This window comes from Tabrizicola sp. (assembly GCF_041919135.1).
GTDB lineage: Bacteria > Pseudomonadota > Alphaproteobacteria > Rhodobacterales > Rhodobacteraceae > Tabrizicola.
The window spans coordinates 1-17488 of the sequence record NZ_JAYRUJ010000028.1; the positions used below are offsets into that span (position 1 = coordinate 1).

Consider the following 17488-nt stretch of genomic DNA (forward strand, 5'->3'; position numbering starts at 1 on the left):
AGCAAGCTCAAGCAGTTCCGAAAGATCGCAACCAGATACGAAAAAACCGCGACCAACTACCTGGCCGCCGTCCTTCTCGTCTGCTCAAGACTATGGACCCGCGCTTATGAGTCCGCAGCCTAGCCCGCGGCCCGCAGCGCCTCGCCCGGCCCCGCCAGCGGCGACAGGCCCTGCAGCAGCGGCCTGCCCTGCCCCAGGACCGGCGGATCGGCGGCAAGATCGGCCGTATCCGACAGTTTCAGCGCCCGCATCCCGCGATGCTGGCCCAGCCTGCCCGAGGCGACCTTGCGCCCGGCCATCGTCTCCAGCCCGACGCTGTCGACCGAGGCCTGCAGCATCGGCAGCACATCGCCGGCGCGCAACGCCATGATCTGCCGGATCGGCAGCGTCACCCGGCCGATCACCGCATCCAGCCGGCAATCCGCCGCCATCACCTGCGCCGAGAGCGCGGCCGAGAACAGCGGCGCCTCGCCCTCGCCCGCCGGGGCCAGCGTTGCCGGACGCTCGCCCCGGCCCTGCGCCGGCAGGACCAGCAGCACCTGGCCGCTGCGCCTGCCGCCGCCCAGCGACACCTCGGCGGAAAGGACGCGATAGGTCTCGTCCTCCAGCATCAGGCCCAGCGGGCGCACCTCCTCCAGGAACGAGGCATAGCGGAATCCCCCCGCCCAGGCGAGATCGGCCTCCTCCATCAGCGCCTCGTCCAGGCCGGCAAGCGCCCGGTCGACCAGGCCGGCCACCATGGCCGCGTCGATCCGTGTCGGCTTGCGCGCGGCGGCCGGCGTCGCGGTCAGCCGGCCCAGCGTCTGCATCTCGATCAGGGTCGAGGTCACCTCGGGCCCCAGCATCAGCACCCCCAGCGCGCCGCGCGGCCCGTCCAGCAGCGCCAGCAGCGCGCGGTCGGGCGCGAGTTCGGGCAGTTCGGCCAGGCTGTAGCGGCCGATGCTCATCCGGGTGAAGTCAAGCTCCAGCCCCATGGCGTCGCGCGCGGCGCGGGCCAGCGCCAGGCGCCAGCCCCGGTCGGCGCCGGGTGCGCCTTCGGCCTGGGCCGGGCGGGCGCGGTCGATCTTGCGGCGGATCACGTCGGTCATCTTCTGGTCCCGTCGAGGCTTGGCCCGACGCTAGACCGAAAGCCCTTCACAAAGGGTTAAGCCGGATCAGGCCGCCGCCTTTTCCAGCCGCAGCGGCAGCGTCACCCGGAAGGCCGCCCCGCCCTGCCCCGGCAGGTAGACGATCGAGCCGCCAAGGTTCGCCATGATCTCGCGGCAGATCGCCAGCCCGAGGCCCGCCCCGCCCGCGCGGTTGGCATCGGTCAGGCGCGCGAATTTCTCGAAGATCAGCGCCTGGCTGCCCTTGGGGATCCCGGTGCCGTTGTCCACCACATCCACCATCACCCGCCCCGCCCGCTGCCGCACGCTGATGCGCAGTTCCGGCCGGGCCGCATCGCAGTATTTCCGCGCGTTCGAGACCAGGTTGATGAAGACCTGCGTCAGCCGGTCGGCATCGGTGCGCAGGTAGATCGCCTCCGAGGCCAGGTCGCGCTGCACGATGAAGTTCCGCTCGGGCCGGGTCTGCTGCGCCGCCGTCAGCGCGGTGTCCAGCATCTGCTGCAGGCTGGCCAGGCCCAGGTTCAGCTGCACCGTCCCCGTCTCCAGCACCGACAGGTCCAGAAGGTCGTCCAGAAGCCGGGTCAGCCGCTTGGCCTCGTCATGGATGATCCGGCCGTATTTCGCCACCAGATCCGGCGGCAGGTCGCCCTCGGTCAGGATCTCGGAGAAGGCCCGGATCGAGGTCATCGGCGTGCGCAGCTCGTGGCTGATCTGGCTGAGGAAGGCATCCTTCTGCACCGAAAGCTGGGTCAGCTTCTCGTTCGCCTCGCGCAGCGCGCCGGCGGTGCGGGTCAGCTCGGCCTCGCGCGCCTCCAGCTGGGCGGAATGCTCCATGATATGCGCCGATTCGCTGGCCACCGCCATCAGCTCCTCGACCGTGACCGTTGCCCGGCCGACCAGCTGGCTGATCATCGCATGCGCCGTCGCCGCCCCGACCGAGCCCGAAAGCCGCGCCTCCAGCGCGTCCAGGAAGGCCGGCGTCGGGTCGGGCAGATAGCCCTCCTTGCCCTGCTCGCGCGCGGCCGACTGGAACAGCGCCAGCGCCACCTCCTCGCCCAGGATGCGCTGCGCCATGGTCAGCAGCGCCTCGGGCTCGGCCTGGCCGCGCGCCCAGCGTTGCGGGCCGACCGCGCCATCGAAGACCTTGACGAAGGCCGCGCCCTGCAGCCGCTCGACCGGGCCGGGAAAGCTCAGCAGCGATCCCAGGCAGAAGGCCACCGCGTTCAGCACCAGCGACCAGAACAGGGCATGCATCAGCGGGTCCATCGCCTGGGTCCCGAACAGGCCATAGGGCCGCAGCCAGTGCAGGCCGAACAGCCCCTCGGCAAAGACCGCCCGCGACAGCACCGCCCCCGGCCCGAAGGACGGCAGGAACGAGGTGAAGGCCCAGATCGTGAACCCCGTCCCCAGCCCCAGGATCGCCCCCAGCCGCGTCGCGCCGCGCCAGAACAGGCCGCCGATCATCGCCGGCAGCACCTGCGCCACCCCCAGGAAGGCGATCAGCCCGATCGAGGCCAGCGCGGCCGAGCCGCCCGAGACCTGGTAATAGCCGTATCCCAGCGCCAGCACCCCGCCGATCGCCAGCCGCCGCGCCATCAGCACCACGCCGCGCAGATCCTCGCCCTGCCCTTCCGCAGCCGGGCGCAGCCGCAGCCAGAGCGGGATCACGATATGGTTCGAGATCATCGTCGCCAGCGCGATCGATTCGACGATCACCATCGAGGTGGCCGAGGAAAAGCCCCCGAGAAAGGCCAACATCGCCAGCCCGCCCTGCCCCTCGGCCAGGGGCAGGGTCAGGACGAACATGTCGGGGTTGGAGCCCAGCGGCAGCCGCTCCAGCCCGATCACCGCGATGGGGACGATGAACAGGCTCATCAGCATCAGATAGGCCGGGAAGGCCCAGCTCGCCCGCGCCAGATGCCCCTCGTCGTCGTTCTCGACCACCATGACCTGGAACATGCGCGGCAGCGTGATCACCGCCATGGCCGAGAGCGCGATCAGCCCGGCCCAGCGGCCGGGCTGGACCTGCCAGGCCGAAAGCCGCGCCGCGTCGATCCGGGCCAGGACCTCTCCGACCCCGCCCGCGATGCCCCAGACCACGAAGGCCCCGACCGCGACCAGCGCCACCAGCTTCACCACCGCCTCGACCGCGATCGCCGTGACGATGCCGTGGTGCTGCTCGCGCGCGTCCAGGTTGCGGGTGCCGAACAGGACGGTGAACACCGCCAGCCCCGCCGCGACCCAGATCGCCGTGCTGGCCGCGTCGGGCGGCGTCACCCCGTCCGGCGTGCCGGTGGCGAAGACGCCGAAGGCCAGCACGACCGATTGCAGTTGCAGCGCGATATAGGGCGTGGTCGCGATCACCGCGATCAGGGTCACGATCACCCCCAGCGTGTTCGACTTGCCATAGCGCGACGAGATCAGGTCGGCGATCGAGGTCACCCGGTATTGCCGCCCGATCCGGACCAGCTTGCGCAAGAGCCACCACCAGCCGATGAAGACTAGCGTCGGGCCGAAGTAGATCGTCAGATATTCCAGCCCCGACCGCGCCGCGTAACCCACCGCGCCGTAGAAGGTCCAGGCGGTGCAGTAGATCGACAGCGACAGCGTATAGACCAGGGGCGAGCGCAGCCAGCCCAGCCGGCCGTGCTGGGCCCGCCGCTCGACCATGAAGGCCACGACGAACAGGATGATCACATAGGCCAGGCAGGCGGCGACCAGCAGGTTGAACTGCATTCAGTCCTCCTCCTCGTCCCCCTCGCCGGGGCTCAGGCCCGGGGCGATGGCGGCGGCAAGGGCGATCAGCCCGAACCAGACCAGGAAGAAATAGGCCACGTCCCCCGCCCCCAGCCGCACCTCCGAGCCGGGCGTCCACAACAGCGGCAGCAGCAGCAGCAGCATCCCCAGCACCGGCAAGAGCCGCGCCGCGTCGCGCAGCCGGCGGCGGCGATAGGGCGCGCGGGCCAGGAACAGCGGCCGGCGCATCAGCGCCCCATCATCGCCCGCACCTCGGCGAGGATCTCGGCGTTGGAGAAGGGCTTGGACATGAAGCGGTCGGCCCCGGCGCGCTCGGCCGCCTCGCGGTCGCGGCCGCGCGCGGTCAGCATCATCACCGGCAGCGCGCGCGTCGCGGGTTCCGCCCTGAGCGCGGTCAGGATCTCCAGGCCGGACATGCCGGGCAGCATGTGGTCCAGGATCACCAGGTCCGGCGGCTCCCGCCGCACCAGCGCCAGGACCTCGGCCCCGTCGGCCAGATGCGAGACCCGCCACCCGTCGCGGGTCAGGATGAAGCGGATCGCCTCGGCGATATTCGCCTCATCCTCGACCAGAAGCACATGCCGTCCCACGAAACACCCCCCGGCAGGCTTGCGCTGCCCTCGCACCCACTATTCCCGGATCGCCGGCCCGTGTCAAAACCGTCTTCGCCCGCCCCCGTTCACCCGCCGTCCAGCGTCAGGATCGAGGGCTCGCGCCGTGCGACGCAACCCGTGCGCGGGCAGACCCGGCAGCTGGAGCCGACCGTCAGCACCGGGCCCTTGCCGCCCTCGTCGGGCAGGATCAGCATCGCCGCCTCGCGCAGTTCCGGCCCGCGCAGGCCCAGGGGGTGGCGCAGCGCCGAGACCGCGACCACCCGGTGCCGCCGCCCGGCCTGGCCCGCGATCCCGATCGCCGTCTCGACCGGCAGTTGCGGCCGGGCCAGGGCGGCATACAGCGGCCAGAGCGGGCAGGCCGCCCCGAAGCGCGGCAGCGGAAAGCCGGGCGCGGGCTTGCGGAAGGTCAGCGTCCCCGAGGCATCGCAGGCGACCAGCCCCGCGCCCAGGTCGGGCAGCGTCGCCAGCCGGCGCATCGCGGCCAGGGGTTCGGCCCCGAAATGCTGCGCCAGCGCCAGCGGGTCGGGCCCCGTCCTCGCCAGCACCGCGCGCAGGCCCGCCTCGGGCATGGCGCGCGCATCCGCCGCCGCCCGTGCGACATGGGCCCGCGCCAGCGCCCGCGCCGCCGTGGCCGCCAGCCCCGCGATCTCGGCGTCCAGGCCGCGCGCCAGTTCCTCGTCGCCGATCCGCCAGTTCCGGCCGCGCAGCCAGTCCTCCACCTCCTCCTGCGGCGAGGCGATGCCCTGCTCGGCCCTGCCCCCGCCGCCGTCCAGATAGGCGACCAGCGCCTCGGCCCCGGCGGCCAGGCGCTCGCTGTCGTGGTGCAGGTTCCGGTGGAAGCGCGCGGCCCAGTCGTGGTCCAGATCCTCGGTATCGGCCAGGATCGCCGCCGTGGCCCGCACCGACGACAGCGAGGACAGAAGCTCGTGCAGCGACTGGCTCAGATGCGGGTCATGCGTCATCCGGTCGTTCAGCGCCTCGACCGCGCGCTCCAGCGTCTGCGCCTGCGCGCCCAGCCGGACCAGAAGCCCGGCCCAGCCGGGAAAGCGGTCGGCGAAATCCTCCAGCCGGTCCAGCTCCGCCGCCTCCAGCCCGCCCCGCGCCGCCGCGGCGCGCAGGTCCTCCAGCAGCGCCGGGCTCGGCCCCTCGGCCAGCGCGGCGCGGTCCAGCCCCAGCGCGCCGGCCAGCCGCTCCATCACCTCGGGCGTGACATTGCGCCGGTTATGCTCGATCAGGTTCAGGTAGGAGGCCGAGATCCCCGCCGCCGCCGCGACATCGGCCTGGCGCAGGTCGGCCGCCAGACGGCGTTCGCGCAGCTTGGTTCCGGTCAGGGCGGTCAGGGCCATGGCGGCAGAGTTTACAGGCGTTGTGAAGCTTTACAAGCGTTGGAAATCCCTAGTCGAACCCTTCGAAACGGTGCCCGTAGAAGCCCACCGCGCGCCCGGCGCAATCCTGCACCGCCAGATGCAGATGCGCGCCCTCGTTCACGCCGGGGGCATTGCTGTCCCGCGCCAGCGCGACCCGCCCGATCCCGGGACGCGGCCCCGCGCGCGGCCGCCAGAAGGCGACCTGCTCGTCCAGATGCGCCTCAAGCCGCGCCGCGCCGCGCCCGCCGGTGATCTCGCCGATCCGCTCGGCCACGGCAAGGCAATAGGCCGCCTCCGCCTCGGCCGTGGCCGCGCCGTAAAGATACCCCGCCGGCGCGGCAAAGCCCTGCCACCAGACGGTCGCCATGAGCGCCAGTGCCAGCGCCGCGAGTCCCGCACCGATCCATCCCATGCCGATCCCCTGCAATCCGGCACCAGAAAGACCGCGAAAGGTAAAGAAAAGGCGGACGCGACCCCCGGCCGCGCCCACCGAATGCAGACAAGTCGCGCGATTATTCCGCCAGCGCCTTGTCGGTGATGGCGCTCGTCCAGGCCCCCTCCGGCGCCTTGGTGATCACCGGATCCGACCCGCCCGACAACAGCGAGGCCACCGTGCGCTCTGCCGCCGCCACGTCCAGCGCCCCGTTCGAGCCGGCGGTCAGCTTGGCGATCTCGCCCATCATCCGCTTCTGGTGCGTCTCGGTCTGCGCGCCGGTCTGGTCGTTCTCCAGCACGATCATCGCCGCCTCGTCCGGGTTCGCCTCGGCATATTTCCAGCCCTTCATGCTGGCACGGACGAACTTGACCATGGTCTCCTGGAAGGCGGGATCGGCCAGCCGGTCCTCCAGCACGTAAAGCCCATCCTCCAGCGTCGCGACGCCCTGGTCCTCATACTTGAAGGTCACCAGCTGGTCCTCGGGGATCCCGGCGTCGATGACCTGCCAGTATTCGTTGTAGGTCATGGTCGAGATGCAGGCCGCCTGCTTCTGCAGCAGCGGATCGACGTTGAAGCCCTGCTTCAGCACCGTCACCCCGCCGGGAGAGCCGTCGGTCTTCAGGCCAAGCTGGCTCATCCAGGACAGGAACGGATATTCGTTGCCGAAGAACCAGACGCCCAGCGTCTTGTCGGCGAAATCGGCCGGCGAGGTGATCCCGGTCTCCTTCAGGCAGGTCAGCATCATCCCCGAGCTGGCGAAGGGCTGGGCGATGTTCACCAGGGGCAGGCCCTTCTCGCGCGCGGCCAGCGCGGCCGGCATCCAGTCCACCATCACGTCGGCCCCGCCGCCCGCGATCACCTGGGTCGGCGCGATGTCCGGCCCGCCCGGCAGGATGGTGACGTTCAGCCCCTCCTCCTCGTAATAGCCCTTCGCCTGGGCGACGTAATAGCCCGCGAACTGCGACTGGGTGACCCATTTCAGCTGCAGCTTCACATCCTCGGCGCTGGCGCCGGTCGCCGCCGCCGCCAGGAAGGCCGCCGTGATCAGTCTCTTCATCTTCGCTCTCCCGTGTTGCGCCCGTCTGGCGGGCTTCTTCTCACTTCCGTTGCGACGGGTGCCAGAAGGTCACCCCCCGTTCGATCAGCGCGATCAGCCCGTAGAAGACCGACCCCGCCAGGGCCGCCACCGCGATCTCGGCCCAGACCATGTCCAGCCCCAGCCGCCCCACCTCGGTCGAGATGCGGAATCCCATGCCATAGATCGGGCTGCCGAAGAACTCGGCCACGATGGCCCCGATCAGGGCCAGAGTCGATGCGATTTTCAACCCGTTGAAGACGAAGGGCATTGCCGCCGGCAGCCGCAGCCGGACCAGGGTCTGCAGGTAGCTCGCCCCCCAGGTCGCCATCAGGTCGCGCTGCATCCGCTCGCTGGCCTGCAAGCCCGCGACGATGTTGACCAGCATCGGAAAAAAGACCATCACCACCACGACCGCCGCCTTGGACTGCCAGTCGAAGCCGAACCACATCACCAGGATCGGCGCGAGGCCGACGATGGGCAGCGCCGCGACGAAATTGCCGACCGGCAGCAGGCCCCGCTGCAGGAAGGGGCTCCGGTCGATCAGGATCGCCACCAGGAAGGCCGCGCCGCAGCCGATCAGAAAGCCGGGGATCGCGCCCTTCAGGATCGTCTGCGCGAAATCCTGCCACAGGACCGGCCCCGTCGCCGCGATCTTCGCCGCGATCACGCTTGGCGCGGGCAGGATCACCGGGGCGACCGCCCAGGCCCGGACGATGCCCTCCCACAGCACCAGAAGCGACAGGCCGAACAGCACCGGCACCACCAGCCGCACCCCCCGCCCCTCGCGCCCGGCCAGGGCGACGCTTGCCGCCCAAAGCACCAGCCACACCGCCAGCGCGCCCATCAGCCAGCCGGGATTTGCCGGAACCCAGCTCATGCCCGCACCCCCATCCTGCGCCCCGCCAGCCGTTCCACCACCCCGACCGTGACGATCAAGAGCCCCGCCAGGATCGCCGCCGCGAAAAGCGCCGCCCACATGATCAGCGGCTCGCCGAACTGCGAGCCGATCAGCATCCGCGCCCCCAGCCCCTCGATCGCCCCGGTCGGCAGTTCCCCGACGATGGTCCCGACCAGCGAGGCCGCCACCGCCACCTTCAGCGAGGCGAAGAAATAGGGCATCGAGGCCGGCAGCCGCAGCTTGAGGAAGGTCGCCATCTCGCCCGCGCCATAGGTTTTCAAGAGGTCAAGCTGCATCTGGTCCGGGCTGCGCAGGCCCTTCACCATGCTGACCAGCACCGGGAAGAAACTCAGGTAGGCCGCAATGATCGCCTTCGGCACATCGCGGTCGGTCAGGCCCAGCTGGCTGGAAAGCGTGATGATCATCGGCGCCAGCGCCACGATGGGGATGGTCTGGCTGATGATCGCCCAGGGCATCACCCCCATGTCCATCACCCGGAAACGGACGATGGCCATGGCCAGCAGCACCCCGGCGACGATCCCCAGGCCGAACCCCATCATCGTGCCCTTGAAGGTGACGAAGCCGTGGTAGACCAGACTCCGCTTCGAGGTCACCGCCTGCCCGAAGAGGCCCTTCCACAGCTCCGCCCCGACCTGATGCGGCGGCGGCAGCAGCGGCCGTTCCTGCGCCATCGTCTGCGGGATCGCCTCGGCCCAGGTCACCGGGGTTCCGGCGCGCTCGGCCTGGTCGAAGACCCAGGTCGCGTTCATCCAGACCGCGGCGGCATACCAGATCGCGAGGATGCCAAGGAGGACAGTAAGGACGGGAAGCGCGCGGTTCATCGGACCGCCCCCCCCACCCCAGTCCTCTCCCACGGTGGGGGGAGGGAGGCGCTATCTGTCGATGGTCCGGGGCGGCTCCCTCCCCTCGCGTGGGGAAGGGTTGGGATGGGGGGGCTGGTCGGCAAGCCATGCGCCATCGCGAACATCATTCCCGCACCCCCGTCGGCCAGGCGATCATCGCGACCGCAACGACGCCAAGCGCCATTCCGGCCAGTTGCAGGCCCGTCGGCCGCTCGCCGAAGACGCCGATCGCCAGGACCGAGATCGCGACCAGCTGCACGATGGAGGATACCGCGATGGCCAGCCCCAGCCCGCTCAGCCGCATCACCTGCACCATCAGCCAGTTGCCAAGGCCGAACATCACCAGAGCGCCGAGAAGGACCGGAAGCTGGCCCTTGGTCGCATAGACCTTCAACACCCCGTTCGCCGCGACGAAGACCACCGTCGCCGCCGCCAGCCAGAGAAAGGAGAGCGCCGTCATGCCCCGCCTCCCGGTCCTTGCCGGCCGTCCGGTGTCTGGACGGATGCCAGACGCATGCCAGACAGGTGCCAGACGCTTGACCTAATCTTCATGATGACCGGCCCGCAGGCCCTCCCGCACCCGATGCGCGATCTCGATGAACTCGCGGCTGTCGCGGATATCCAGCGGCCTTTCCTTCGGCAGAGGCGAGTCGATCACATCGGTGATCCGCCCCGGGCGCGGTGACATGACGACGATCTTGGTGCTGAGGTAAACCGCCTCCGGGATGGAATGTGTAACGAATCCAATGGTTTTCCCGGTGCGCGCCCAAAGCTTCAGCACCTCCTCGTTCAGCCGGTCCCGCACGATCTCGTCCAGCGCGCCGAAGGGTTCGTCCATCAGCAGGATGTCGGCATCGAAGGCCAGGGCCCGGGCGATGCTGGCCCGCTGCTGCATCCCGCCCGAAAGCTGCCAGGGGAACTTCTTGCCGAAGCCCTTAAGCTCCACCAACTCCAGCACCCGCTCGGTCCGCTCCTCCTGATCTTTCCTCGAGAAGCCCATGATTTCCAATGGCAATCTGATATTCCCGGCAATCGTCCGCCAGGGATAAAGCCCCGCCGCCTGGAACACATAGCCATAGGCCCGCTTGCGCCGCGCCTCGTCCGGAGTCATCCCGTTAACAGTCAGAGCGCCGGAGGTCGGCGTCTCCAACGCCGCGATGGCCCGCAGGAAAGTCGTTTTGCCGCAACCACTTGGCCCGATGAAGCTGACGAAATCCCCCTGATTGACCGTCAGGTTGACATCCTTCAACGCCTGCACCGGCCCGTCGGCGGTCTGAAAGACGAGGTTGAGGTTGCGGGCCTCGACGACCGGCTGGCTGACGCTCATGGTATCCTTCACGACGCCTTTCCCTTAACTTCAGCCTTGAACAGTATGATTTTCCGTCGAAAACTCTCCTGCATCACACACCCGTCGCCGGGACACCCGTCCGCATCACCGGGCGCGGGGCGGTCAGGTCCTTCCACTGGCTCAGCGCCCGATTGACCGCCGGGCGCGGCTCGCGGGCGACGAACTGGCCGTGGCCTTCCCTGGTCCGCACCTCGCCATCGTGGATCGCCACCATCCCGCGGGTCAGGGTAAAGCGCGGCAGGCCCTTCACCTTCTGGCCCTCGAACACGTTGTAGTCGATCGCCGACTGCTGCTTGCCCGCGGTGATCGTCTTCTCCTTCTCCGGGTCCCAGACCACCAGGTCGGCATCCGCGCCCACCAGAACCGCGCCCTTCTTCGGGTAGCAGTTCAGGATTTTCGCGATATTGGTTGAGGTTACGGCGACGAATTCATTCGGCGTCAACCGCCCGGTGCCGACCCCATGCGTCCAGAGCATCGGCATCCGGTCCTCAAGGCCCCCCGTCCCGTTCGGAATCTTGGCGAAGTTGCCGAGGCCGAAGCGCTTCTGTTCCGTGGTGAAGGCGCAATGATCCGTCGCCACCACCGACAGCGACCCGGACTGCAACCCGGCCCAGAGGCTGTCCTGATGCTTCTTGTTGCGGAAGGGCGGCGACATCACCCGGCGGGCGGCATGGTCCCAGTCGGGGTGGAAATACTCGCTCTCATCCAACGTCAGGTGCTGGATCAGCGGCTCGCCCCAGACCCGCTTGCCCTGCTGCCTTGCCCTGCGAATGGCCTCATGCGCCTCCTCGCAGGAGGTATGCACGACATACAGCGGCACCCCCGCCATGTCGGCAATCATGATCGCGCGGTTGGTCGCCTCGCCCTCCACCTGCGGGGGCCGCGAGTAGGCATGGGCTTCCGGCCCGGTGTTGCCCTCGGCCAGCAGCTTCGCCGTCAGCTCCGCCACCACATCGCCGTTCTCGGCATGAACCATCGCCAGACCGCCGAGATCGCCCACCCGCTTGAACGACTGGTACATCTCGTCGTCGTTCACCATCAAGGCGCCCTTGTAGGCCATGAAATGCTTGAAGCTGGTCATCCCCGCCTTGATCGAGTCGGCGATCCCGTCGAACACTTTCTCGCCCCACCAGGTCACGGCCATGTGGTAGGAATAGTCGCAATTCGCCCGGCCCGACTTGTTGTGCCACATCTGGGCGGCATCCATGAGGCCCTGGCCCTGGCCCGGCAGGACGAAATCGACCACCATCGTGGTCCCGCCGCTGAGGGCCGCCCTGGTGCCGGATTCGAAATCGTCGGTGGAATAGGTGCCCATGAAGGGCATCTCCAGATGCGTATGCGGGTCGATCCCGCCGGGCATGACATAGCAGCCGGTCGCGTCAAGTTCGGTGCCGCCTTTGAGGTTGGGTCCGATCTCGGTGATCACCCCGTTCTCCACCCGCACATCGGCCTTGTAGGTGAGGTCGGCGGTGACGACGGTGCCGTTCTTGATGATGGTGGTCATGTGCGGCTCCCACTGGAAAAGAGAATACCCGTCCCGGGCTTGACCCGGGACCTCCGGTTGGTCCTGGCGCTGACAATTGCTAGTCCTAGACCGGGATATGCGCAGTCATGTCCTGCCAGTTCGGGTTCCGCTCGGCGATCAGCGCGTTCTTCCACGCGCGCGGCCAACGCTTGATCGCACGTTCGCGCTGCAGACTGGTGGCGAAGTCTTCGTGCATTTCGAACCAGACCAGCGTGCGGATCTTGTACTTCGCCGTATGAACGGAGGCCCCGGCGCGATGCGCCTCGACCCGCGCGGAAAGGTTGCCGGTCCGACCGATGTAGATCGCTCCGCCCGGCCGGGAGGCCATGATGTACACGAAATGCGCCATACCCAAAGTCTGTCGCGACAAGGTTAATCGACGGTAAACCCCGCCCCGGACCTGATCCGGGGCCTCGTTCAACCAAAGGCAGCGCCCTTCGCATGTGGAGGTCCCGGGTCAAGCCCGGGACGGGTATCCCTTGATCCCTCACCCCACCACCTCCGCCACCTCAAGGCAGGCGTGCAGCAGCACATCCGTTCCCGCCGCGGCCCATTCCGGCGTGATCTTCTCGGCCTCGTTGTGGCTGAGGCCATCCACGCAGGGGCACATCACCATCACCGTCGGCGCGACGCGGTTGATCCAGCAGGCGTCGTGGCCGGCGCCGGAGATGATGTCCATGTGGGAATAGCCCAGCTTTTCAGCACTCTGCCGGACGATCTTCACAAGGCCGGGGTCGAAGGTGACGGGGTCGAAGTGGCCTACGTCCTCGATCTCGCAGCCGAGCCCCAGCTCCTTCGCCACCGCATGGGCGGCGCGGATCACCTCTCCCTTCATCGCGTCGAGCTTGGCCTGTTCGGGCGAGCGGATGTCCACCGTGAACACAACTTTCCCCGGTATCACGTTGCGGCTGTTGGGAAAAACCTTCACCTGCCCCACCGCCCCCACGGCGTTCGGCTGGTGGCTCATCGCGATCTGATGGACCCGCTCGGTGATCCGGGCCATCCCCAGGCCCGCGTTCACCCGCATGTTCATCGGGGTCGAGCCGGTATGGGCGTCCTTGCCGGTCAGGGTGATCTCCAGCCACCACAGGCCCTGGCCATGGGTCACGACGCCGATGTCCTTGCCCTCGGCCTCCAGGATCGGGCCCTGTTCGATGTGCAGTTCCAGCATCGCATGCATCTTGCGGGCGCCGACCTTCTCGTCGCCGACCCAGCCGATGCGCTGCAATTCCTCGCCGAAGACCTTGCCGTCGAGGTCGCGGCGGGACTTGGCGTAATCCTCGGTATGGATGCCGGCGAAGACGCCCGAGGCCAGCATGGCGGGGGCGAAGCGGGCGCCCTCCTCGTTGGTCCAGTTGGTCACCACGATCGGCCGCCGCGTCCTGACGCCCATGTCGTTCAAGGTCCGCACCACCTCCAGCGCGCCGAGGACGCCCAGCACGCCGTCATATTTCCCGCCGGTCGGCTGGGTGTCGAGGTGGCTGCCCATGTAGACCGGCAGCGCCTCCGGATCCTCGCCCGGACGGGTCGCGAACATGTTGCCCATGCTGTCGACGCCCATGGTCAGGCCCGCCGCCTTGCACCAGGACGCGAAGAGGTGGCGCCCCTCGGCGTCGGCATCGGTCAGGGTCTGGCGGTTGCAGCCACCCGCGATACCGGGGCCGATCTTCGCCATCTCCTCGAGCGCGTCCCACAGGCGCGCAGGGTTGATCCGCAGGTTGTCCCCGGTGGCTGGCATCGCATCGCTCCCTGTTCGCGTCGGGGCCATGCTGCCCCTTGCCGCGACTCGTTTCCTGACCGTATGGTCAAGGTGAAGCGCAGCACAACCTGACCATACGGTCAACAAGAATATCGGAGGCCCATGTCCGGCGATGCCGAGATCACGCGCCTGAAACCCGGCCGCCGCACGGATATCCGGCGCGAGAACGAACGCGCGATCCTCGAGGCGGCCGAGAAGGTCTTTGCCGAGGCCGGCTTCGGGGGTGCCACCATGCAGCTGATCGCCGACATGGCGGGGCTGCCGAAGGCCAACCTGCACTATTATTTCGCCACCAAGGAAGACCTTTACCGCCGGGTGGTGCAGCAGATCTTCGAGATCTGGCTGGATGCCGCGTCCAGCTTCGACGATGCGCCGGGGCCGGTCGAAGGGATCGGGGCCTATATCGACGCCAAGATGGATATCAGCCGCACCCATCCGCACGGGTCGAAGGTCTGGGCCTCGGAGGTGATGCATGGCGCGCCGGTGATCCAGGACTATCTGGAGACGACGCTGCGCGACTGGACCGAGGGGCGGATCGCGGTGATCCGGCGCTGGATCGACGAGGGCAAGATGCGCCCGGTGGACCCGCGGCACCTGCTTTACCTGCTCTGGGCCACGACGCAGCACTATGCCGACTTCGGCCACCAGATCCAGACGCTGAACGCCGGCAAGCCCCTGTCCGACCGGCAATGGGCCGAGGCGAAGGCCAGCGTCAAGGAGATGGTCCTGCGCGGGATCGGGGCGATCTGAGGCGACCGGATGCGCTGGCGCCACCTGCGGCTTGGGCGGCCCGGAAATGCAGCTGCGGGTCCGGGGCCTGCTGCGGGGCGAGGATCACCGACCGGCCCTGCGCGGGGGCCGGGTGCTGACGGCGGGGTGAGGCCAAATCTTTTCGAAAAGATTTGCAAAATCCTTCGAAGGATTTTGGCCCCCTACCCTTGCGGCGGTTCCTTCAGCTCCACCTCGACAAAGCTCATCGGCAGCGGGCCGTCATTGACCACGTTGTGTTCCACGCCCTCGGGCCGCCGGTAGGCCGTCCCCGCCGGGACCAGCACCCGCCGCGTCGCGCCCCCCGGCTCCTCCAGCAGCATCGGGCAGTCGGTCAGGGCCGTGATGACATAGTCATGCCCGTGCCGGTGCCAGCCGGTCTCGGCCCCCGGCGCGAAATCGAAGCGGGTGACGCGCACCCGCGCATCATCCACCAGGACATGGGCCGTACAGTTCGGACGGGTCATCGCATTCTCCCGGGGAAGGCCACCCTGCCCTGAATAGCGGGCAGAGGCTGCGTCAGTCCAGCGACCCGAGCACCTCGGCCAGCGTGCCGATCAGCTGGTCGATCTGCGCCCTGGAGATGATCAGCGGCGGCGACATGGCGATGATGTCGCCGGTGGTGCGGATCAGGATGCCCTTCTCATAGGCCTTGAGGAAGGCGGTGAAGGCGCGTTTGGTCGGCTCGCCGGGGATGCCCTCCAGCTCCACCGCGCCGATCAGGCCCATGTTGCGGATGTCGATCACATGGCGCGCGCCCTTCAGGCTGTGCAGCGCGTCCTGCCAGTAGCCCTCCAGCTCGCGCGCGCGGTCGAACAGGCCTTCTTCCTTGTAGGTCTCCAGCGTGGCGATGCCGCAGGCGGCGGCGATCGGGTTGCCGGAATAGGTGTAGCCGTGGAACAGTTCGATCAGATGCTCGGGCCCCTGCATGAAGGCGTCGTGCACGGCGGCGGTGGTCAGGACCGCGCCCATCGGGATCACGCCGTTGGTCAGGCCCTTGGCGGTGGTCATCATGTCGGGCAGCACGTCGAAATGCTGGGCGGCGAAGGCGCTGCCGAGGCGGCCGAAGCCGGTGATGACCTCGTCGAAGATCAGGAGGATGCCGTGCTTTTTCGTGATCGCGCGCAGCCTCTCGAGATAGCCCTTCGGCGGCAGGAGGACGCCGGTCGAGCCCGCCATCGGCTCCACGATCACCGCCGCGATGGTCTCGGCGCCGTGCAGGGCGACGATGCGCTCCAGATCGTCGGCAAGGGTCGCGCCATGTTCGGGCTGGCCCTTGGAAAAGGCGTTCTCGGCCAGGTGGGTATGCGGCAGGTGGTCGACGCCGGTCAGCAGGCTGCCGAAGAACTTGCGGTTGTTCACGATGCCGCCGACCGAGATGCCGCCGAAGTTCACCCCGTGGTAACCGCGCTCGCGCCCGATCAGGCGGGTGCGGGTGCCCTCGCCGCGCGCGCGGTGATAGGCGATGGCGATCTTCAGCGCCGTCTCGACACTTTCCGAGCCGGAGTTCGTGTAGAACACATGCTCGATCCCCTTGGGCGCGATGTCGATGATCCGGTTGGCCAGTTCGAAGGCGACCGGGTGGCCCATCTGGAAGGCGGGCGCGTAATCGAGTTCGGCCGCCTGCTTCTGGATCGCCTCGGTGATCCTCGGCCGGCAATGGCCCGCGTTGCAGCACCACAGGCCCGCGGTGCCGTCCAGCACCTGGCGGCCGTCGGCGGTGGTGTAATGCATGTCCCTGGCCGCCACGAACATCCGCGGGTTCTTCTTGAACTGGCGGTTCGCGGTGAAGGGCATCCAGAAGGCGTCGAGGTCGTTCGGTACCTTGCGGTCCAGGGCCATGGCTTCCTCCCAGCGCCCCTGGCGCGGGGCGAATGGTTTGACCTAGCACTCGGCCTCACGCTATCCAAGAGGTTCGGACCGACAAGTGCAGGATCGCGATGCCCCCCACCGCCCGCCCCCGCTCGCGCATCCAGCAGCGCAACCGAGAGCTGATCCTGGACGCGGCGCTGGAGGTCTTCTCGCTGCACGGCTTTCGCGGGGCGACGCTGGACCAGATCGCCGAGGTCGCGGGCCTGTCGAAGCCGAACCTGCTGTATTACTTTCCGTCGAAAGAGGCGGTGCACAAGGTGTTGCTGACCGGGCTTCTGGACAGCTGGCTTGATCCCTTGCGCGAGATGGACCCGGAGGGCGATCCCCTGGCCGAGATCCTGGCCTATGTGCGCCGCAAGCTGGAGATGTCGCGCGATTTCCCGCGCGAAAGCCGCCTGTTCGCGGGCGAGATCCTGCAGGGCGCGCCCCGGATGCGCGAGGCGATCGAGGGCGACCTGCGCGATCTGGTGACCGAGAAATCGCGCATCCTTTCGCGCTGGATGGCGGAGGGCCGGATCGCCCGGGTCGATCCGGTGCATCTGATCTTCTCGATCTGGGCGCTGACCCAGCATTACGCCGATTTCGAGGTGCAGGTCCGCGCCGTCCTCGGGCCCGAACACGACCCGTTCACCGAGGCGGGCGGCTTTCTCGAGACGCTCTTCACCCGGCTGCTGGCGCCCTGATGCATCAAGTTTTCCGCTTTTCGGGCGGGCGGGGCGGCCGGCATCCTGCTATCTTGCGAACCGGGGGCGATTAGAATGGGGGCGCGAAATGGGTATCATGTCTGCCGTCCGGTCGCAGGTGCCGGTTCCGGCCATGCAACCGATCACCGGCACGGCCACGGAACGTGCCGCAACGGGGCAATCCGTTGCCGCGGTGGCGCAGCCTCAGCATCCTGAGGCCCTGCGCCAGCCCGACAGCGCCGCGGCCGCGATCGGCGTGCAACTTGCCGAACGGGACGAGGATCACGACCCCGTCGCCGCCGCCCGCATCGCGGCCGAAGCCGCGCGGGACGCCTATATCCGCGCCTCGGTCGCCGCGGGGGTCAATCCGCTGCCCTTGCCATAGACGGCGTTAACCCGTTCTTCACCGGAATC

19 protein-coding genes and 1 pseudogene are annotated in these 17488 nt (G+C 68.5%); 4 read left to right on the forward strand and 16 right to left on the reverse strand.

Features of this window, described 5'->3' with window-relative positions; genetic code table 11:
- Window positions 1–123 (forward strand): annotated as a pseudogene (locus ACE3UA_RS16170) (IS5/IS1182 family transposase); the annotation flags it as partial.
- On the opposite strand, the gene ACE3UA_RS16175 reads toward ACE3UA_RS16170, so the two are convergent.
- From ACE3UA_RS16175 to ACE3UA_RS16240, 14 genes are all read right to left on the reverse strand, one after another.
- Entirely contained in the window at window positions 120–1088 is a 969-nt protein-coding gene (locus ACE3UA_RS16175; protein WP_374646948.1) for a FliM/FliN family flagellar motor switch protein, read from the reverse strand. The pseudogene ACE3UA_RS16170 and the gene ACE3UA_RS16175 overlap by 4 nt on opposite strands.
- A gap of 66 nt (window positions 1089–1154) precedes the next feature.
- Window positions 1155–3842, reverse strand: coding sequence for an ATP-binding protein (locus ACE3UA_RS16180; RefSeq protein WP_374646950.1), 2688 nt, complete (start codon window positions 3840–3842; stop codon window positions 1155–1157).
- The gene (locus tag ACE3UA_RS16185; RefSeq protein ID WP_197641478.1) at window positions 3843–4091 is read right to left on the reverse strand and encodes a hypothetical protein; all 249 of its coding nucleotides are present in this window, start codon (window positions 4089–4091) and stop codon (window positions 3843–3845) included.
- Entirely contained in the window at window positions 4091–4453 is a 363-nt protein-coding gene (locus ACE3UA_RS16190; RefSeq protein WP_374646952.1) for a response regulator transcription factor, read from the reverse strand. The genes ACE3UA_RS16185 and ACE3UA_RS16190 overlap by 1 nt, the downstream gene beginning before the upstream one ends.
- A gap of 89 nt (window positions 4454–4542) precedes the next feature.
- Window positions 4543–5823, reverse strand: coding sequence for a helix-turn-helix domain-containing protein (locus ACE3UA_RS16195; protein ID WP_374646954.1), 1281 nt, complete (start codon window positions 5821–5823; stop codon window positions 4543–4545).
- Window positions 5824–5872: 49 nt separating this feature from the next.
- Window positions 5873–6256 carry a hypothetical protein gene (locus ACE3UA_RS16200; protein WP_374646956.1) on the reverse strand — a complete coding sequence of 128 codons (384 nt, stop codon included), beginning with the start codon at window positions 6254–6256 and terminating at the stop codon, window positions 5873–5875.
- A 100-nt stretch (window positions 6257–6356) separates the two neighbouring features.
- Window positions 6357–7337 carry an ABC transporter substrate-binding protein gene (locus ACE3UA_RS16205; RefSeq protein ID WP_374646958.1) on the reverse strand — a complete coding sequence of 327 codons (981 nt, stop codon included), beginning with the start codon at window positions 7335–7337 and terminating at the stop codon, window positions 6357–6359.
- 40 nt (window positions 7338–7377) lie between these two features.
- The gene (locus ACE3UA_RS16210) at window positions 7378–8235 is read right to left on the reverse strand and encodes an ABC transporter permease (RefSeq protein WP_374646960.1); all 858 of its coding nucleotides are present in this window, start codon (window positions 8233–8235) and stop codon (window positions 7378–7380) included.
- Complete coding sequence (locus tag ACE3UA_RS16215) at window positions 8232–9098, reverse strand: ABC transporter permease (RefSeq protein WP_374646962.1); 867 nt, start codon at window positions 9096–9098, stop codon at window positions 8232–8234. The genes ACE3UA_RS16210 and ACE3UA_RS16215 overlap by 4 nt, the downstream gene beginning before the upstream one ends.
- 145 nt (window positions 9099–9243) lie before the next feature.
- Window positions 9244–9579, reverse strand: coding sequence for a hypothetical protein (locus ACE3UA_RS16220; RefSeq protein ID WP_374646964.1), 336 nt, complete (start codon window positions 9577–9579; stop codon window positions 9244–9246).
- Window positions 9580–9660: 81 nt separating this feature from the next.
- A complete protein-coding gene (locus ACE3UA_RS16225; RefSeq protein WP_374646966.1) occupies window positions 9661–10446 on the reverse strand; it encodes an ABC transporter ATP-binding protein in 786 nt (261 codons plus the stop codon).
- A gap of 73 nt (window positions 10447–10519) precedes the next feature.
- A complete protein-coding gene (gene hydA, locus ACE3UA_RS16230; protein ID WP_374646968.1) occupies window positions 10520–11971 on the reverse strand; it encodes a dihydropyrimidinase in 1452 nt (483 codons plus the stop codon).
- Between the two features lie 85 nt (window positions 11972–12056).
- Window positions 12057–12341, reverse strand: coding sequence for a GIY-YIG nuclease family protein (locus ACE3UA_RS16235; protein ID WP_374646970.1), 285 nt, complete (start codon window positions 12339–12341; stop codon window positions 12057–12059).
- A 138-nt stretch (window positions 12342–12479) separates the two neighbouring features.
- Window positions 12480–13730, reverse strand: a complete 1251-nt coding sequence (locus ACE3UA_RS16240) for a Zn-dependent hydrolase (RefSeq protein WP_374646972.1) — start codon at window positions 13728–13730, stop codon at window positions 12480–12482.
- A gap of 123 nt (window positions 13731–13853) precedes the next feature.
- Between ACE3UA_RS16240 and ACE3UA_RS16245 the strand changes: the two genes are divergently transcribed.
- Window positions 13854–14501 carry a TetR/AcrR family transcriptional regulator gene (locus ACE3UA_RS16245; RefSeq protein ID WP_374646974.1) on the forward strand — a complete coding sequence of 216 codons (648 nt, stop codon included), beginning with the start codon at window positions 13854–13856 and terminating at the stop codon, window positions 14499–14501.
- 182 nt (window positions 14502–14683) lie between these two features.
- On the opposite strand, the gene ACE3UA_RS16250 is transcribed toward ACE3UA_RS16245, so the two are convergent.
- Together ACE3UA_RS16250 and ACE3UA_RS16255 are read right to left on the reverse strand one after the other, a co-directional pair.
- Window positions 14684–14986 carry a cupin domain-containing protein gene (locus tag ACE3UA_RS16250; protein WP_374646976.1) on the reverse strand — a complete coding sequence of 101 codons (303 nt, stop codon included), beginning with the start codon at window positions 14984–14986 and terminating at the stop codon, window positions 14684–14686.
- Window positions 14987–15038: 52 nt separating this feature from the next.
- Window positions 15039–16361: an aspartate aminotransferase family protein gene (locus tag ACE3UA_RS16255; RefSeq protein WP_374646978.1), complete on the reverse strand. Its 1323-nt coding sequence runs from the start codon at window positions 16359–16361 to the stop codon at window positions 15039–15041.
- 98 nt (window positions 16362–16459) lie between these two features.
- On the opposite strand from ACE3UA_RS16255, the gene ACE3UA_RS16260 reads away from it, so the two are divergent.
- The gene (locus tag ACE3UA_RS16260; RefSeq protein WP_374646980.1) at window positions 16460–17074 is read left to right on the forward strand and encodes a TetR family transcriptional regulator C-terminal domain-containing protein; all 615 of its coding nucleotides are present in this window, start codon (window positions 16460–16462) and stop codon (window positions 17072–17074) included.
- Between the two features lie 133 nt (window positions 17075–17207).
- Window positions 17208–17459 (forward strand): hypothetical protein, encoded by a 252-nt coding sequence (locus tag ACE3UA_RS16265; RefSeq protein ID WP_374646982.1) that lies wholly within the window; start codon window positions 17208–17210, stop codon window positions 17457–17459.
- Window positions 17460–17488 lie beyond the last annotated feature (29 nt).

Excerpts from the sequence above, each read along its gene's own strand:
- ACE3UA_RS16210 (WP_374646960.1), bottom strand. The coding sequence starts at position 8,235 with ATGAGCTGGGTTCCGGCAAATCCCGGCTGGCTGATGGGCGCGCTGGCG.
- ACE3UA_RS16200 (WP_374646956.1), bottom strand. The coding sequence starts at position 6,256 with ATGGGATGGATCGGTGCGGGACTCGCGGCGCTGGCACTGGCGCTCATG.
- ACE3UA_RS16260 (WP_374646980.1), top strand. The coding sequence starts at position 16,460 with ATGCCCCCCACCGCCCGCCCCCGCTCGCGCATCCAGCAGCGCAACCGA.
- hydA (WP_374646968.1), bottom strand. The coding sequence starts at position 11,971 with ATGACCACCATCATCAAGAACGGCACCGTCGTCACCGCCGACCTCACC.
- ACE3UA_RS16240 (WP_374646972.1), bottom strand. The coding sequence starts at position 13,730 with ATGCCAGCCACCGGGGACAACCTGCGGATCAACCCTGCGCGCCTGTGG.
- ACE3UA_RS16235 (WP_374646970.1), bottom strand. The coding sequence starts at position 12,341 with ATGGCGCATTTCGTGTACATCATGGCCTCCCGGCCGGGCGGAGCGATC.
- ACE3UA_RS16185 (WP_197641478.1), bottom strand. The coding sequence starts at position 4,091 with ATGCGCCGGCCGCTGTTCCTGGCCCGCGCGCCCTATCGCCGCCGCCGG.
- ACE3UA_RS16220 (WP_374646964.1), bottom strand. The coding sequence starts at position 9,579 with ATGACGGCGCTCTCCTTTCTCTGGCTGGCGGCGGCGACGGTGGTCTTC.
- ACE3UA_RS16215 (WP_374646962.1), bottom strand. The coding sequence starts at position 9,098 with ATGAACCGCGCGCTTCCCGTCCTTACTGTCCTCCTTGGCATCCTCGCG.
- ACE3UA_RS16265 (WP_374646982.1), top strand. The coding sequence starts at position 17,208 with ATGCAACCGATCACCGGCACGGCCACGGAACGTGCCGCAACGGGGCAA.
- ACE3UA_RS16195 (WP_374646954.1), bottom strand. The coding sequence starts at position 5,823 with ATGGCCCTGACCGCCCTGACCGGAACCAAGCTGCGCGAACGCCGTCTG.
- ACE3UA_RS16250 (WP_374646976.1), bottom strand. The coding sequence starts at position 14,986 with ATGACCCGTCCGAACTGTACGGCCCATGTCCTGGTGGATGATGCGCGG.
- ACE3UA_RS16255 (WP_374646978.1), bottom strand. The coding sequence starts at position 16,361 with ATGGCCCTGGACCGCAAGGTACCGAACGACCTCGACGCCTTCTGGATG.
- ACE3UA_RS16180 (WP_374646950.1), bottom strand. The coding sequence starts at position 3,842 with ATGCAGTTCAACCTGCTGGTCGCCGCCTGCCTGGCCTATGTGATCATC.
- ACE3UA_RS16205 (WP_374646958.1), bottom strand. The coding sequence starts at position 7,337 with ATGAAGAGACTGATCACGGCGGCCTTCCTGGCGGCGGCGGCGACCGGC.
- ACE3UA_RS16175 (WP_374646948.1), bottom strand. The coding sequence starts at position 1,088 with ATGACCGACGTGATCCGCCGCAAGATCGACCGCGCCCGCCCGGCCCAG.
- ACE3UA_RS16245 (WP_374646974.1), top strand. The coding sequence starts at position 13,854 with ATGTCCGGCGATGCCGAGATCACGCGCCTGAAACCCGGCCGCCGCACG.
- ACE3UA_RS16225 (WP_374646966.1), bottom strand. The coding sequence starts at position 10,446 with ATGAGCGTCAGCCAGCCGGTCGTCGAGGCCCGCAACCTCAACCTCGTC.